Origin of the sequence: Nocardia lasii, assembly GCF_042658545.1 — a bacterium.
In the GTDB taxonomy this organism is placed as follows: Bacteria; Actinomycetota; Actinomycetes; order Mycobacteriales; family Mycobacteriaceae; genus Nocardia; species Nocardia lasii.
This window is the reverse complement of record NZ_JBHSQN010000014.1, coordinates 80,908-96,135: the sequence shown is the minus strand read 5'-3', so window position 1 is coordinate 96,135 and position 15,228 is coordinate 80,908. Positions and strand designations below refer to the sequence as shown.

The 15,228-nt window shown below is 69.2% G+C and carries 14 protein-coding genes; 13 read left to right on the top strand and 1 reads right to left on the bottom strand.

Annotated elements, in window-relative coordinates; translation table 11 throughout:
* Positions 1-113: 113 nt before the first annotated feature.
* The 5 genes from ACFP3H_RS20990 to ACFP3H_RS20970 all read left to right on the top strand — a co-directional run bounded on the left by ACFP3H_RS20990 (position 114) and on the right by ACFP3H_RS20970 (position 5,054).
* Positions 114-1,142, top strand: a complete 1,029-nt coding sequence (locus ACFP3H_RS20990) for a beta-ketoacyl-ACP synthase III (protein ID WP_378608577.1) — start codon at positions 114-116, stop codon at positions 1,140-1,142.
* A gap of 189 nt (positions 1,143-1,331) precedes the next feature.
* Positions 1,332-1,523, top strand: coding sequence for a hypothetical protein (locus ACFP3H_RS20985; protein ID WP_378608575.1), 192 nt, complete (start codon positions 1,332-1,334; stop codon positions 1,521-1,523).
* Between the two features lie 57 nt (positions 1,524-1,580).
* The gene (locus ACFP3H_RS20980) at positions 1,581-3,248 is read left to right on the top strand and encodes an NAD(P)/FAD-dependent oxidoreductase (protein ID WP_378608574.1); all 1,668 of its coding nucleotides are present in this window, start codon (positions 1,581-1,583) and stop codon (positions 3,246-3,248) included.
* A gap of 8 nt (positions 3,249-3,256) precedes the next feature.
* Positions 3,257-4,714, top strand: a complete 1,458-nt coding sequence (locus ACFP3H_RS20975; protein ID WP_378608572.1) for an ATP-binding protein — start codon at positions 3,257-3,259, stop codon at positions 4,712-4,714.
* Positions 4,707-5,054, top strand: a complete 348-nt coding sequence (locus ACFP3H_RS20970; RefSeq protein WP_378608571.1) for a UBP-type zinc finger domain-containing protein — start codon at positions 4,707-4,709, stop codon at positions 5,052-5,054. The genes ACFP3H_RS20975 and ACFP3H_RS20970 overlap by 8 nt, the downstream gene beginning before the upstream one ends.
* A gap of 1 nt (position 5,055) precedes the next feature.
* Here ACFP3H_RS20970 and ACFP3H_RS20965 read toward each other — a convergent pair whose 3' ends face one another.
* Positions 5,056-5,430: a hypothetical protein gene (locus ACFP3H_RS20965; RefSeq protein WP_378608570.1), complete on the bottom strand. Its 375-nt coding sequence runs from the start codon at positions 5,428-5,430 to the stop codon at positions 5,056-5,058.
* Between the two features lie 161 nt (positions 5,431-5,591).
* Between ACFP3H_RS20965 and ACFP3H_RS20960 the strand changes: the two genes are divergently transcribed.
* The 8 genes from ACFP3H_RS20960 to mnhG all read left to right on the top strand — a co-directional run bounded on the left by ACFP3H_RS20960 (position 5,592) and on the right by mnhG (position 15,121).
* Positions 5,592-7,796: an AAA family ATPase gene (locus ACFP3H_RS20960; protein WP_378608568.1), complete on the top strand. Its 2,205-nt coding sequence runs from the start codon at positions 5,592-5,594 to the stop codon at positions 7,794-7,796.
* 52 nt (positions 7,797-7,848) lie between these two features.
* The gene (locus ACFP3H_RS20955; RefSeq protein WP_378608567.1) at positions 7,849-9,138 is read left to right on the top strand and encodes a hypothetical protein; all 1,290 of its coding nucleotides are present in this window, start codon (positions 7,849-7,851) and stop codon (positions 9,136-9,138) included.
* A gap of 114 nt (positions 9,139-9,252) precedes the next feature.
* On the top strand, positions 9,253-12,042 hold the full coding sequence (locus ACFP3H_RS20950) for a Na+/H+ antiporter subunit A (RefSeq protein ID WP_378608565.1): 2,790 nt from the start codon (positions 9,253-9,255) through the stop codon (positions 12,040-12,042).
* Entirely contained in the window at positions 12,039-12,422 is a 384-nt protein-coding gene (locus tag ACFP3H_RS20945; protein WP_378608564.1) for a Na(+)/H(+) antiporter subunit C, read from the top strand. Before ACFP3H_RS20950 ends, ACFP3H_RS20945 begins: the two co-directional genes overlap by 4 nt.
* Complete coding sequence (locus ACFP3H_RS20940; protein ID WP_378608562.1) at positions 12,419-14,014, top strand: Na+/H+ antiporter subunit D; 1,596 nt, start codon at positions 12,419-12,421, stop codon at positions 14,012-14,014. Before ACFP3H_RS20945 ends, ACFP3H_RS20940 begins: the two co-directional genes overlap by 4 nt.
* Entirely contained in the window at positions 14,011-14,565 is a 555-nt protein-coding gene (locus ACFP3H_RS20935; RefSeq protein ID WP_378608561.1) for a Na+/H+ antiporter subunit E, read from the top strand. The genes ACFP3H_RS20940 and ACFP3H_RS20935 overlap by 4 nt, the downstream gene beginning before the upstream one ends.
* Positions 14,562-14,822 (top strand): monovalent cation/H+ antiporter complex subunit F, encoded by a 261-nt coding sequence (locus ACFP3H_RS20930; protein WP_378608559.1) that lies wholly within the window; start codon positions 14,562-14,564, stop codon positions 14,820-14,822. Before ACFP3H_RS20935 ends, ACFP3H_RS20930 begins: the two co-directional genes overlap by 4 nt.
* On the top strand, positions 14,819-15,121 hold the full coding sequence (mnhG, locus tag ACFP3H_RS20925) for a monovalent cation/H(+) antiporter subunit G (RefSeq protein ID WP_378608557.1): 303 nt from the start codon (positions 14,819-14,821) through the stop codon (positions 15,119-15,121). The genes ACFP3H_RS20930 and mnhG overlap by 4 nt, the downstream gene beginning before the upstream one ends.
* Positions 15,122-15,228: the final 107 nt, after the last annotated feature.

Sequence of the window (15,228 nt, the reverse complement as noted above, 5' to 3'; positions counted from 1 at the left end):
AGCGTTCACATGTAGTCCACGCACAGGTCACGGGTGATGAGGGACCGATTTCCATGCTTCGCGTACATCCTGCGGTGTAACCGCACGGTGACAGGTACATAGGAGACGCACAGATGGCTGCTCGAATCGCCCAGACGACCGGTGCGCGGCACACCGCCCTCCTCGGCTTGGGCGTGTATCGCCCCGCCCGGGTGGTCACCAACGACGAGGTGGCCGGGGCGATCGACTCGAGCGACGAGTGGATTCGCACCCGTTCCGGCATCAAGTCCCGCCGCTTCGCCTCGGCCGAGGAGACCATCCAGTCGATGAGCGTGGCCGCCGCGCGCGACGCCATCATCGCCGCCGACGTGGAGGTGGACCAGATCGACTGCGTCATCGTGGCGACCTCCACGCACCTGCTGCTCACCCCCGCGATCGGCCCGCGCATCGCCGCCGAACTGGGCATGATCGGGGCGGCCGCGTTCGACATCTCGGCGGGCTGCGCGGGGTTCTGTCACGCGGTGGGCCTCGCCTCGGATCTGGTGCGCGGCGGCACCTCGCAGCACGTGCTGGTGATCGGCGTCGAAAAGCTCACCGACGCTTTGGATTTCACGGACCGATCCACGGCGTTCCTGTTCGCCGACGGGGCGGGCGCGGTGGTCGTGGGCCCCGCACGCGAGCCGGGCATCGGCCCGACGGTGTGGGGTTCGGACGGCACCCAGCACCACGCCATCCGCCAGACCAAGGACTGGGTGGAGTACTTCGACGAGGTCGCCGACAAGGGCACCGACTCGGTGCGGCCCTACCTCACGATGGAGGGCACGGCGGTGTTCCGGTGGGCCGCGCACTCGCTCGAGAAGGTCTGTCGCGAGGCGATCGACCGGGCCGGGGTGAGCACCGACGACCTGGACGCGATGATCCCGCACCAGGCCAACGGGCGGATCATCGAGATCATGGCCAGGGTGCTCGAACTGCCGGGGCACTGCGCCCTTGCCGACGACATCGAGGAATCCGGCAACACTTCGGCAGCGTCGGTGCCGCTGGCGATGGAGGCGCTGCTGCGCACGGGTCGGTCCGAGCCGGGTGATACCGCGTTGCTGATCGCCTTCGGCGCCGGACTGTCCTATGCCGCACAGGTTGTCGCGCTGCCCGCCTGGAACTGACCGATCGGCGAAGCCTGCGAATCCGGCCTGGCCTGCGATGAAGCAGGCTTTCGGCCGGTTGGCTCGCCGTGTCCACCTTGTCCCGGTTGCACTGGATCGGACCAGCTGGCAAACTTTTCGCTACCGACGTTCGCTGATCGACGATGCTCAGCCCAAGGCGTACCCGCCGTCAACCCGAGGTGATCGGCCGTGAAACTGCGCTCATTCCTGCCCCGCAGGCCCATCAACGACGTCCCGCTCCTGCCGAGCAACGGACCCGACGACACCTTCGCGCTCCCCAGCGCGTTCGTGCCCCGCGGCACCCGCCGCAAACGCGAGGAACGCCTCGAACGCCTCCTCACCCCCACCGAACTCGATCTGGTGTTGCACCACCAGCTGTGATCGGCGCACCTCGCTCGAGCGCGCCAGCGCTCCGACAAGAGGGGCATACTCGAAGTCGTGAGCACTCCTTCGGTCACCAAACCGGCCATTCTGAGCGTTGACGACGATCCCGGTGTCTCCCGGGCGGTGGTGCGTGACCTGCGCCGCCGCTACGGCGCCGACTACCGGATCCTGCGGGCCGAATCGGGTCCGCAGGCGCTGGAGGCGCTGCGCGAGATGAAGCTGCGGGGGCAGCCGGTGGCGGTGTTGATCGCCGATTACCGGATGCCGGGGATGGACGGGATCGAATTTCTCGAGCAGGCGATGGACCTGCACCCTTTCGCGCGCCGCGTGCTGCTCACCGCCTACGCCGACACCGATGCCGCGATCGACGCGATCAATGTCATCGATCTCGACCACTATCTGCTCAAGCCGTGGGATCCGCCGGAGGAGAAGCTGTACCCGGTGATCGACGGGTTGCTCGACGCGTGGCGCAGCGCCGATCAGCGCCCGGTGTACGAGACCAAGGTGGTGGGCGATCGGTGGTCGCCGCGGTCCTCGCAGGTGCGAGAGTTCTTGGCGCGCAACCAGTTGCCGTATCGCTGGTATCCGGTCGACGAACCGGAGGGCACCCGCCTGCTCGAAGCCGCGGGCGCCGATCCGCTGACCTGTCCGGTGGTGATCACCGCCGAGGGCACCGCGCTGATCCAGCCCACCGACAGCGAACTGGCCGAAAACGTCGGTCTCACTGTCGAACCCAGCGGCGAGTTCTACGACCTGATCGTGGTCGGCGGCGGCCCGGCCGGGCTCGGCGCCGCGGTGTACGGCGCCTCGGAGGGGTTGCGCACGGTGCTGGTGGAGCGCACCGCCACCGGCGGACAGGCGGGGCAGAGTTCGCGGATCGAGAACTATCTCGGCTTCCCCGACGGGGTTTCGGGCTCCCAGCTCGCCGATCGCGCACGACGGCAGGCCGCGAAGTTCGGGGCCGAGATCATCACCACGCGCGATGTGGTGGCCCTCGAGGTGAACGGGTCGGCGCGCACGGTGCGCTTCGCCGACGGCGGAAAGCTGTGTGCTCATACGGTTCTGATCGCCACCGGCGTGGACTATCGACGCCATCCCGCACCGGGCGTGGACGAGTTCACCGGGCGCGGCGTGTTCTACGGTTCGGCGATGACCGAGGCGGCCGACTGCGCCGACCAGGAGGTCTATGTCGTCGGCGGGGCGAATTCGGCCGGGCAGGCGGCGGTGTTCCTGTCGCGCAATGCCCGTCGCGTGCACCTGGTGGTGCGCGGTGATTCGCTGGAGCGGTCGATGTCGCACTATCTCGTGCAGCAGATCGCCGAGATCCCGAACATCGTGGTGCACACCGAGACCGAGGTGGTCGGCGTCGACGGTGACACCCACCTCGAACGAATCGTGTTGCGCGACAACCTCAATGGCACCGAGGACAAGGTCGATGCGCAACGACTGTTCCTGTTCATCGGCGCCGCGCCGAAGACCGGCTGGCTCGACGGGGTCGTCACCCGCGACGCCGCCGGGTACGTCCTGGCGGGCCCCGACCTCATGATCGACGGCGCGCGCCCACCGGGCTGGGAGCTACCGCGCCCACCGCACCACCTCGAGACCAGCGTGCCCGGCGTGTTCGTGGCCGGTGACGTGCACGCCGAATCGGCCAAGCGGGTCGCCTCCGCGGTCGGTGAGGGCGCGATGGCGGTCATGCTCGTCCACCGGTATCTGGCCTAGGAGAGCTCGTGATCTGCGATCCGGAAGAACTGCGCACCCTGTTCCTGTTCGAGCGGCTCGACGACGCGCAACTGGCCGAACTGTGCGCGGCGGGCACCATCGAATACGTCGACCCCGGACCGGTTTTCCGCGAGGGCGAACCGGCCCGCTGCTTCTACGTGCTGATCGAGGGCGAGGTGCGCCTGACCAAACTGTCGGGCGGGGTCGAGATCGAGATCATCCGCTCCGAACAGCGCGGCGCGTACGCGGGCGCGTGGATGGCCTACCTGGGCGACAAGGTGAACCAGGACTACAACGGCTCGATGTACGTGCTGCGCCGCTCCCGCTTCCTCGTGCTCGGCGCCGCGGATTTCGCCCGGATGATGACCGAGTGGTTCCCGATGGCGGTGCACCTGCTCGAGGGCGCGTTCTTCGGCGGCCAGCGATCCAGTCAGCGGATCGCCGAACGGGAGCGGCTGCTCGCGCTCGGATCGCTCTCGGCCGGGCTCACCCACGAACTCAACAATCCGGCCGCCGCGGCCGTGCGCGCCACCTCGGGCCTGCGCGAACGCGTGGCCGGGATGCGGCACAAGCTCAAGATGATGGCCGAGGGCAAGTTCCCGCCCGATGCGCTGGTCAAGCTCGTCGAGTTGCAGGAGCAGGCCGCCGACCAGGTCGCCAAGGCCCCGGATCTGAGCCCGCTGGAAGCCGCCGATCGCGAGGACGCGCTGGCGGACTGGTTCGAGGAGCGTGGCATCGCCGACGGCTGGAACCTGGCGCCGACCTTCGTGCAGGCCGGCCTGGACACCGACTGGCTCGAGGGCGTGCACGCCACGCTCGAGGCATGCCACGCGCCAGTGTTCGAGGGGGCGGTGCGCTGGCTGAACTACACCATCGAGACCGAGCTGCTGATGAACGAGATCTTCGACTCGACCACCCGCATCTCCACCCTCGTCGGCGCGGCCAAGCAGTACTCGCAGATGGATCGCGCGCCCTATCAGGTCGTCGACCTGCACGAACTGCTCGATTCCACGCTGGTGATGCTCAATCGCAAACTCGGTGACGGGGTGCGCGTGGTCAAGGACTACGACCGCGCGCTGCCGCCGGTCCCCTGCTACGCCGCCGAACTCAACCAGGTGTGGACCAACCTCATCGACAACGCGGTCTACGCGATGGGCGGCGAGGGCACCCTGACGATCCGCACCTACGAGGAGAACGACTGCGCCGCGGTCGAGATCGCCGACACCGGCCCCGGCATCGATCCCGAGGTGACGAGCCGCATCTTCGAACCGTTCTTCACCACCAAACCGGTCGGCGACGGCACCGGCCTGGGCTTGGACATCTCGTTCCGCATCGTGGTGAACAAGCACCACGGTGACATCCGGGTCGAATCCGAACCCGGCAACACGCGGTTCATCGTGCGCCTGCCTTTGCACCCGGCAGCGGAGGATGTGAACACACCGACAACAGGAGGTCAGGATGGCTGAAGCGGGAATCGATCCGAGCGTGCCGCCCAGTGGGCCCGGCTGCGTGGAATGCGACGAGGCGGGCGGCTGGTGGGTGCACCTGCGCCGCTGCGCCCAGTGCGGGCACGTCGGCTGTTGTGACAGCTCGCCGAGCAAGCACGCGACCAAGCACTACCAGTCCACCTCGCACCCGTTCATGCAGAGCTACGAGCCCGGCGAGGACTGGTTCTGGAACTTCCCGAGCGGGGAGATCTACGACAACGGCCCCGAACTCGCCCCGCCGACCAGCCATCCCGCCGACCAGTCCGTGCCCGGTCCCGCCTCGCGCGTTCCGGCCGACTGGCAGTCGCTGATCAGCTGAGCTACGGCTTCATCCCGGCGGCGTCGACGACGGGCTTGTCGGCATTGGACGGAATCACGCAGACCAGTTTCACGGTGCCCAGCGCCACGTTGGGGCTGCCGTCGAACGGGCCGCCGGGGTTGGCGGCGATGATCGCCTCGATCGTCGCCTTCTCCGCGTCGGAGTCGAGGGTCTTGAACTCGGCGCAGGTGAGGTCGGTGCGCACGGTCGCGGTGCCGCTCGGCTTCGCACTCGAGGTCGGGGTCGCCGAGGCACTGGCACTGGGCGTGCCCTTGCGCAGGCCGCTGGCCTCGGTGGCCGCTTCGTCGGATCCGCACCCGGTCAGGGTCAGGGTGAGAGCCCCGGCGGCCGCGACGGCGAGAGAGATTCGTTTCATCTGCTGGCTTCCCCGGTAGATCGCGGCGCCGGTCGCTCCGGCGCGTCCGGTGCAGCGTACCGACTGGCGGCGAGTGTTCGTCATGTCCGCCAGAATGGCCGCTCGACCTTGGCGTCGGCCTATCGATTCCTGATGCGGGCGCGACACGGCAGAATGGGGCAGTGGCTGAACTTTCGCTCACCGCCCGGCTCAACCCCTCCGCCGCCGACGCCCGCCGCGGGGTGGTGCGCCTGCACCCCGAGACGCTCACCGCGCTCGGCCTGCGCGAATGGGACGGCATCGCCCTGATCGGCGCGCGCCGCACGGCCGCGGTGGTCGCGAAAGCGCCCGTGGACAGCCCGCCGGGGGTGGCGTTGCTCGACGACGTGACCCTGTCGAATGTGGGGTTGCGCGAGAACGCGGCGGTGACCGTGGCCCCGGTGACGGTCTACGGGGCCAAGCAGATCTCGCTGAGCGGTTCGGCGCACGCGATGGCCTCCATTCCGGCGGCCACCCTGCGCCAGGCCCTGCTGGGCAAGGTCGTGACGGTGGGTGACACGGTGTCGCTGCTGCCGCGCGACCTCGGACCCGACATCAGTTCGTCGGCGGCCACCCAGGCCCTCTCGCGCACCTTCGGCATCGCTTGGACCACCGAACTGCTCACCGTCACCGCGATCGAACCGATGCCGGGACCGGTCAGCGTGCAACCGAATTCGGCCGTCGGCTGGGGTGCGGGCGCGGCGGCGGCGCAGCACACGCTGGAACGCGACGGCGGCGCGGTGTCGGTGCCGTCGACCGATCAGGTCGTGACGGTGAGTTCGGGCAGCACGCCGATCCAGCTCGAGGATCTGGCCGGCGTGCAGGGTCAGGCCGCGAAGCTGGCCGAGTGGCTGAGCCTGGCGCTCGACGAACCCGAACTGCTCAAGACCCTCGGCGCACCGGCGCATCTCGGCGTGCTCATCACCGGGCCGGCCGGGGTCGGCAAGGCGACGTTCGCCAAGGCGGTCGGCGCACCGCGTCGCGTCGTCGAACTCGACGGTCCGGGTGTCGGCGCGACCGAAGGCGGCGCGCGGCTGCGTGCGGTCGCCGAGGCGGTCGCCGATGTCGCCACCGGTCAGGGCGGGGTGCTGCTGATCAGCGATATCGACGCGCTGCTGCCCGCCGAGCCCGAACCGGTCGCCACCCTCATCCTCGATCAATTGCGCGCGGCCGTGCGCACCCCGTGCGTCGCCCTGCTCACCACGACCGCCCATCCCACCCAGGTGGATTCGCGATTGCGGGCGCCGGAGGTGTGCGACCGCGAACTCGCCCTGCCGCTGCCCACGGCGGCGATCCGCCGGGCCCTGCTCGAACAACTCCTGCGCAAGGTTCCGGCCGGCGAACTCGACCTCGACGTCATCGCCTCGCGCACACCGGGTTTCGTGGTCGCCGACCTGAGCGCCCTGTGCCGCGAAGCCGCCGTGCGCGCCGCCGGACGAGCCAGCCGCGACCACACCGACCCCGCCCTGATCCAGGACGACCTGCTCGGCGCGCTCGACGTGATCCGCCCGCTGTCGCGTTCGGGCACAGAGGAATTGGCGATCGGTTCACTGAGCCTCGACGACGTCGGCGACATGGTCGAGACCAAACAGGCCCTCACCGAAACCGTGCTGTGGCCGCTGCGCCACCCCGACTCCTTCGCCCGCCTCGGCATCGACCCACCCCGTGGCGTGCTGCTCTACGGCCCGCCCGGCTGCGGCAAGACCTTCCTCGTGCGGGCACTGGCAGGCACCGGCCAACTCAGCGTGCACGCGGTGAAAGGCGCTGAGCTGATGGACAAATGGGTCGGCTCCTCCGAACGCGCTGTGCGCGAACTGTTCCAGCGGGCCCGCGATTCGGCGCCGTCGCTGATCTTCCTCGACGAGGTCGACGCCCTGGCCGCCCGACGCGGGCAGAGCAGCGACTCCGGCGTCTCGGACCGCGTCGTGGCCGCGCTGCTCACCGAACTCGACGGCGTCGAACCCCTGCGCGATGTGGTGGTGGTCGGCGCGACCAACCGCCCCGAACTCATCGACCCGGCCCTGCTGCGCCCCGGTCGACTCGACCGCCTCGTGTTCGTCCCGCCGCCCGACGGCCCGGCCCGACTCGAGATCCTGCGCACGGCGGGCCGCTCGGTCCCGCTCGCCGACGATGTCGACCTGGCCGCGCTCGCCGAGGATCTCGACGGCTACTCCGCCGCCGACTGCGCCGCGCTGCTGCGCGAGGCCGCGCTCACCGCGCTGCGCCGCGACATGGCCGCCGCCGATGTCACCGCCGAGGACGTGGCGGCCGCGCGCGCGAGCGTGCGCCCCTCGCTCGACCCCGCGCAGGTCGAGTCGCTGCGCGCCTACGCCGAGAGCCGACACTGACACCACCCGTCGACATCCCCGGTAGCTGGGATTTCGCCGGTATCGTCGGTGCGTGCCCAAACTCCGGGATGTCGTCGACGCTGCGACGGCGTTCACGGGCGCGATCGTCGCGGGCATGGCGCTGTTTCTGCCGTTCACGTTCAGCACCGCCGACTCGATCGGCTCGCCGTATCGGGTGACGAGTCTGGTCAACAGCGTGCCAAGAGCCGCCGCGCTCGGCTTGATCGTGGCGGCCTGTGTGGCGGTGATGGTGCGCCCGCTCTCGCGACCCGGCCTGGTCTGGTTGACGGCCACCTGCGGCTCGGCGGTGCTCACGATCAACTACTTCATCGGCCGCAACGTGACCTCGGCCGACATCCTCACCACCCAGAACTACATCGACGCGCTCAGCGGCGGCTTCGTCTTCGGCGCGCTCGGCATCTGCTCGCTGCGACAACGCTGGCCCGCGGTGGGTTTCGCGCTCGGCACCGTGCTGGTTTTCGTCTACGGCGAAGTGGTCGCGGTGTTCAGCGCCAATGTCGCCACCGCGAACAAGGTCGTGCACACGCCCGCGTGGATGGTGGTGCTCGCGACGATCCTGCTGATCGTGAACACCGTGCGTCACCGGCACGGGATCATGTTGCCCACCGGTGGCCGACAACCCGCCGACCTCCCGATCAGCCCGATCGTCGGCGCGACCGTGTTGTCGCTGACGGCGCTGCTGGCCACCGAATGGTTGTCGAACGAATTCGACGGCCAGAAGGCGAATGTCTGGGAGATCGCGCTCGCGGTACTGGCCTCGGTGGGCGCCGCGTTCCTCGCCGCGATCCTGCTGCCGGGACGTGACGGGGCCGGGGTGCTGATCGCGATCGCGGTCGCCGCGGCGGCCGACGCGCTGGGCGACGCGCAGAGTCTGGGCTGGGCCATCGTGCTCGTCGCGGTGCTGGCCACGACGGGAATCCTGGTCGGGCTGGCCCGGCCCGCGCCCTGGCTGGTGCTGCTCGGCGCCGGCGTCATCAGCGTGTACTCGATCTTCGCCGCGGGGCTGGAGTGGATGTCGTCCTGGGTGATCGGCGTCGCCATGATCTCCTATCTGGCCGGATTCGGTTTCGGCTCGGTGCGGGTCACCTACCTGCCGAGCGCGATCCTGGCGCTGGGCGCGCTGTACCTGCCCTCGATCCTGTGGGCGATCCCGACCGCGCTGCGCACCTGGCCCGTCGGCGGACCCGACGCCAACGCCGCCACGCCGGGTCGAACCGCGTTGGCTATCACCGCAGCTACGGCCGTCGCGCTGCTGCTGCTCTATCGGATCCGGCCCGCCGCGACCGCGCGTCGTCGACCGGTATCCGCCCCGGATACCTAGCCGTCCGGGATGTGACATGTCCGACGCGAGAGCCGACGTGGCCGCTTCCTGACACCTCGCCCCCGTAGGATGACTTCGCGCTACTCGACCGCTACCTACCCGACGGAGGGGGACTTGCCAGCCGTACTGCTCGTGCACGCCCTGGCCGCGCTGCTGGCCCCGCTGTGCGTACGAGTGCTGGGACGCAACGCTTTCTACGTGCTTGCCCTGGTACCGCTCGGCAGCCTCGGCTGGGTATTCGCCAACTGGGGAACCACCGTCGAGACCCAATGGCAGTGGGCCCCACAGATTTCGATGAACATCGATCTGCGGTTCGACTCGCTCGCCGCGGTGATGTGCACGCTGGTGCTCGGCGTCGGCGCGTTGATCCTGGCCTACTGCGGACGCTATTTCGGCCGTGACGAAGCCCGCCTCGGGGTGTTCGCCGCCGAGCTCACCGGGTTCGCGGGCGCCATGTTCGGTCTGGTCACCAGCGACAACATGCTGTTGCTGTTCGTGTTCTGGGAAATCACCACGGTGCTGTCGTTCCTGCTCGTCGGGCACTACGCCGAACGGTCGGCCAGTCGCCGGGCGGCGATCCAGGCGCTGTTGGTGACCGGCGCGGGCGGGCTGGCGATGCTGGTCGGCATCATCATTCTCGGCCTGCGCTACAACAGTTTCCTGCTCTCCGACATCCTCGCCGCCGACGCGCCACCGGGTGGCAGCGCGGTATCGGTCGCGGTCGGTTTGGTTCTGCTCGGGGCGATCAGCAAGTCCGCGATCGTGCCGCTGCACTTCTGGCTGCCCGGCGCGATGGCCGCGCCCACCCCCGTCAGCGCCTATCTGCACGCGGCGGCGATGGTGAAGGCGGGCATCTACCTGGTAGCCCGGCTCGCTCCCGCGCTCTCCCAGACTTTCCCGTGGCATGTGATGCTGCTGCCACTGGGCCTGATCACCGTGTTGCTGGCCGGTTGGCGGGCGATCCAGGTGCACGATCTCAAACTCGTGCTGGCCTTCGGCACCGTCAGCCAGCTGGGTCTGATGATCATGATGGTCGGCGTCGGCACGCCCGACGCGGCCCTGGCCGGGCTCGCGCTGCTGGTGGCGCACGGCATGTTCAAGGCGTGCCTGTTCATGGTGGTCGGCATCATCGATCACGGTGCGGGGACCCGAGATCTGCGCAGGCTGTCCGGGTTGGGTCGACGCTCACCGGTGCTGTGCGCGGTCGCGGTGTTGGCCGCGGCCAGCATGGCCGCGCTGCCGCCGCTGTTCGGTTTCGTCGCCAAGGAGTCGGCGCTGGGCGCCCTGTGGACGGCGGAGGTGCTGAGCCCGTGGATGCGGGTCGTCCTGATCGCCGGCGTGGCCGTGGGCTCGGCGTTCACCGTGGCCTACAGCGTCCGATTCGTCTGGGGCGCCTTCGGTACCACCTCCAATCCCGATCCCGTCACGACCTGGCACGCGCCCGGTCCGCTGCTGCTCGGCCCGCCCGCGGTGCTCGCGGTGGCCGGTCTGGCCGCCGGTCTCGGCGCGCCCCTGGTCGACCGGTGGCTCAGTCCGTACGCGAAAACCCTTCCCGGCCATCTCGATTCGCATCTGTCGCTGTGGCACGGGTTCAACGGCCCGCTGCTGCTGACCGTGCTCATCATCATCGCGGGTATCGCGCTGTTCCTGATCCGCGGCTGGATCGGCGAACCCGAACACCCGCGCCTCGGCAACGCCGACCGCAACTACGACGCCGCCCTGCGCGCGATGGATCGACTCTCGCTGCGCATCACCGGCACCGTGCAGTCCGGTTCGCTGCCCGCCAGCCAGGCCACCATCCTGTGCACCCTGGTCATCCTGCCCACGATCCTGCTCGCGGTGGGCACCCGCCGCGGCATCGAACTGCGCCTGTGGGATTCGCCGTTGCAGGCGGCCATCGGCGCGATCATGATCGCCATGGCGCTGGCGGCCACCGTGCTGCGCAACCGGCTGGCCAGCGTGCTGGTGGTCGGTGTCACCGGCTACGGCTGCGGCGTGATCTTCGCGCTGCACGGCGCCCCCGACCTGGCCCTGACCCAATTCCTGGTCGAGACGCTGATTCTCGTCGTCTTCGTGCTGGTGCTGCGCGCCTTCCCCGCCGAGATCACCGAGAGCCAGGGCACCGCGTTCAAGATCCGCCGCGCCCTGCTCGCCATCGCGGTCGGCGTCACCGTGCCGGTACTCGGCGCCTTCGCCATCGCCGCCAGGCACGGCGATCCGATCTGGCGGGCCATCCCCGACGCTGCCTACGCGATCGGCGGCGGCAAGAACGCGGTCAACGTCCTGCTCGTCGACATCCGCGCCTGGGACACCCTGGGCGAGATCTCGGTGCTCGTCGTGGCTGCCACCGGCGTCGCCTCCCTGGTCTTCCGCAGTCGCCGGTTCGGTGGCGCGCCCCGCGCCAGCGAATCGCCGAACTACGACCCCGACAAGGTGAGCTGGCTGCCCGCCGCGCGCCTGCTCGACCGCCGCGATCGTTCGATGGTCCTGCAGATCACCACCCGCCTGGTCTTCCCCACGATCATGGTGCTGTCGGTGTACTTCTTCTTCTCCGGCCACAACGCCCCCGGCGGCGGCTTCGCCGGTGGCCTGGTCGCCGGGCTCGCGCTGACCCTGCGCTACCTCGCGGGCGGGCGCTACGAACTCGGCGAGGCGCTGCCGGTCGACGCCGGACACCTGCTCGGCACCGGCCTCATCCTGGCCGCGGGCACCGCCACCGCCTCGCTGCTGCTCGGCGCGCCGCCGCTGTCCTCGGCGATCATCGAGGTGACGCTGCCGCTGCTGGGCCACATCAAGCTGGTCACCGCCCTGTTCTTCGACCTCGGCGTCTATCTGGTGGTCGTCGGGCTGGTCCTCGATGTCCTGCGCAGTCTCGGCGCCCGCCTGGACAAGGAACTCGTATGAGTGCCAATCTCGCTCTGCTGATCACCATCGGCGCGCTCACCGCGTGCGGGGTCTACCTGCTGCTCGAGCGGGTGGTCTCGAAGATGCTGCTCGGGATGATCCTGCTCGGCAACGCGGTGAACCTGCTGATCCTCACGATGGGCGGCCCCGACGGGAAGCCGCCGATCATGGGCAGCACCGACACCGCGCACGAGGGCGAGGCCGATCCGCTCGCCCAGGCCATGGTGCTCACCGCCATCGTGATCACCATGGGCCTGGCCGCGTTCGTGCTCGCGCTGGCCTACCGCGCCTACATGCTGACCACCACCGAAGACGTGATCAACGACCCCGAGGACGCCCAGGTCGCCGCGCGACGCGACGGGGAGGATCCCGCACAGTGACCCTGTCCCCCAGTCTGCTGCCCACGCTCGCCGCCCTGCCCGTTCTCGTCCCGCTGCTCGGCGCCGCGCTGACCCTGGTGTTCGGTCGCCGCCCGCGCCTACAGGCCATGGTCTCGCTGACCGCGCTGTCCGCGGTGCTGGTGATCAGCGGGCTGCTGCTCTACCTCGCCGACCGCGACGGCACCACCGCCGTGCAGGTGGGCGGGTGGGATTCGCCGATCGGCATCACCCTGGTCGTGGATCGACTCAGTGCCGCGATGCTGCTGGTCTCGGCGTTCGTGCTGCTGGTCGTGTCGATCTACGGTGCGGGCCAGAACATCTCCGACGGCGACGAACACCAACCGACCTCGATCTATCGACCCACCTACCTGATCCTGACCGCGGGCGTCTCGACCGCGTTCCTGGCCGGTGACCTGTTCAACCTGTTCGTCGCCTTCGAGGTCCTGCTGGTCGCCTCGTTCGTGCTGCTCACCGTGGGCGCCACCGAGGAACGCATCCGCACCGGCATCGCGTACGTGATGGTGTCGATGGTGTCGTCGCTGATCTTCCTGATCGGCATCGCGCTCACCTACGCGGCCACCGGCACCCTGAACCTCGCGCAGCTGGCCGTGCGACTGGAAGCGACCCCGAGCGGGGTGCGCACCGCCTGCTACGCGGTGCTGCTGGTGGCGTTCGGGATCAAGGCGGCGGTGTTCCCGCTGTCGAGCTGGCTGCCCGACTCCTACCCCACCGCGCCCGCGCCGGTCACCGCGGTGTTCGCGGGCCTGCTCACCAAAGTCGGTGTGTACGCGATCATCCGCACCCACTCGCTGTGGTTCCCCGACGGCGCCTTCGACAACATCCTGATGGTGTGCGGCCTGTTGACGATGATCGTCGGCATCCTCGGCGCCATCGCCCAGTCCGATATCCGACGACTGCTGTCCTTCACCCTGATCAGCCACATCGGCTACATGGTGTTCGGTATCGGCCTGGCAACCACCGCGGGCCTCACCGGCGCGGTGTACTACGTGGCCCACCACATCCTCGTGCAGACCGCGCTGTTCCTGGCGGTGGGTCTGATCGAACGCCAGGCCGGTTCGGTGTCGTTGCGCCGAATCGGCGGCCTTGCCACCGCGAGTCCCCTGCTCGGCGTGCTCTTCCTGCTCCCGGCCTTGAATCTCGGTGGTATTCCACCCTTCTCGGGATTCATCGGGAAGGTGGCGCTGCTGGAGGCGGGCGCCGAGGCGGGCAGCGTGCTGGCCTGGGTCCTGGTCGCCGGTTCGGTGATCACGAGCCTGCTGACCCTGTACGCGGTCGCGCGGGTGTGGAGCAAGGCGTTCTGGCGGCCCCGCGAAGAGGCGCCAGAGGGCCACCTCACCGCCGCGAATCTGCCCACCCTGGTGGAGGATTCGACCGACGTGCACTACGACGACCGCACCGACCCCGGCCGGATGCCGGTGCTGATGGTGCTCGCCACGGTCGGACTCATCGGCGCCGGGCTCGCGCTCACCGTGTTCGCCGGACCGGTGCTCGGCATCGCCGAACGCGCCGCCGACGACCTGCACAATCCGGCCGTCTATATCGACTCGGTACTCGGACCGGAGCTGCGATGAGCCGACTCGTCAACCGTGACAACGTCCTTCGCCTCGGCGTGGTGGCCTGGCTCACCGCCGTGTGGGTCGCGCTGTGGGGTGATCTGACCTTCGCCAATGTGGCGGGCGGATTCGTGGTCGCGCTGGTCGTGGTCTTCGCGCTGCCGCTGCCCAATGTCCCGGTGGCCGGTCGGTTCCATCCACTCTCGTTCATCCAATTGGTCGCGGTCAGCACCTATTACGCGCTCGAATCGAGCCTGCAGGTGGCCTGGTTCGCCATCCGCCCGAGCGGTCCGCCGGTCTCGGGCGTGCTGCGCGTGCACCTGAGCATCCAGTCCGATCTGGTGCTGGTGATCTGCACCAACCTGCTCAACCTCATCCCCGGCACCATGGTCCTGGAACTGGATCGGCCGCGGTGCGTGGTCTACGTCCACGTCCTGGACATGGGCAGCGACGAGGCGGTCGAGAAGTTCTACCGCACGACCCGACGGCTGGAGCACCTGATGATCAACGCCTTCGAACGTCCGAGTGAACGTCGTCGCGTCCGACCCACCGAGGAGGCGCAGTCGTGACCGTCGTCGCCATCATCGCCGCCGTGCTGCTCGTGGCCGCCGCGGTGATCACCAGCTACCGCGTGCTGGCCGGACCGAGCACCCTGGACCGGGTCGTCGGCATCGACTCGCTGATGGCCATCTCCGCGGCCGGACTCGCGGTCTGGGCCGCCTACAGCAACGACACCACCGTGATCCCCGCGATCGTGGCGCTGTCCATCGTGGGCTTCCTCGGCTCGTCGGCGGTCACCCGATTCCGTGTGCGAGACGACCGGTGAGCCCGTTCGAGTGGGTCTCGGCGATCCTGATCCTGAGCGGCTGCGCGCTGGCGTTCACGGCCTCGATCGGCATCGTCCGCTTCCCCGACACCCTCACCCGCATGCACGCCGCCACCAAACCGCAGGTGGTCGGCCTGATCCTGGTGCTGGTCGGCACCGGCATCGACATCCGCGACGACGTCAACGTCTGGATGTTGGTCCTGACCGGGCTGTTCACCATCATCACCGCCCCCGTGATCGCCCATCTTCTGGGCCGCACCGCCTACCGCGAACAGCGCGAACGGGATGGGATTTTTTAGCGGGTGGCGTATTTTTTAGCGGCCGGGGCCGCGGGATTTTCGGCCCTGCGGGCCTCGAATCCGAGGGGCGATACTCCGCCTGCGGCGTTACGTCTCGCCCCTCGGAT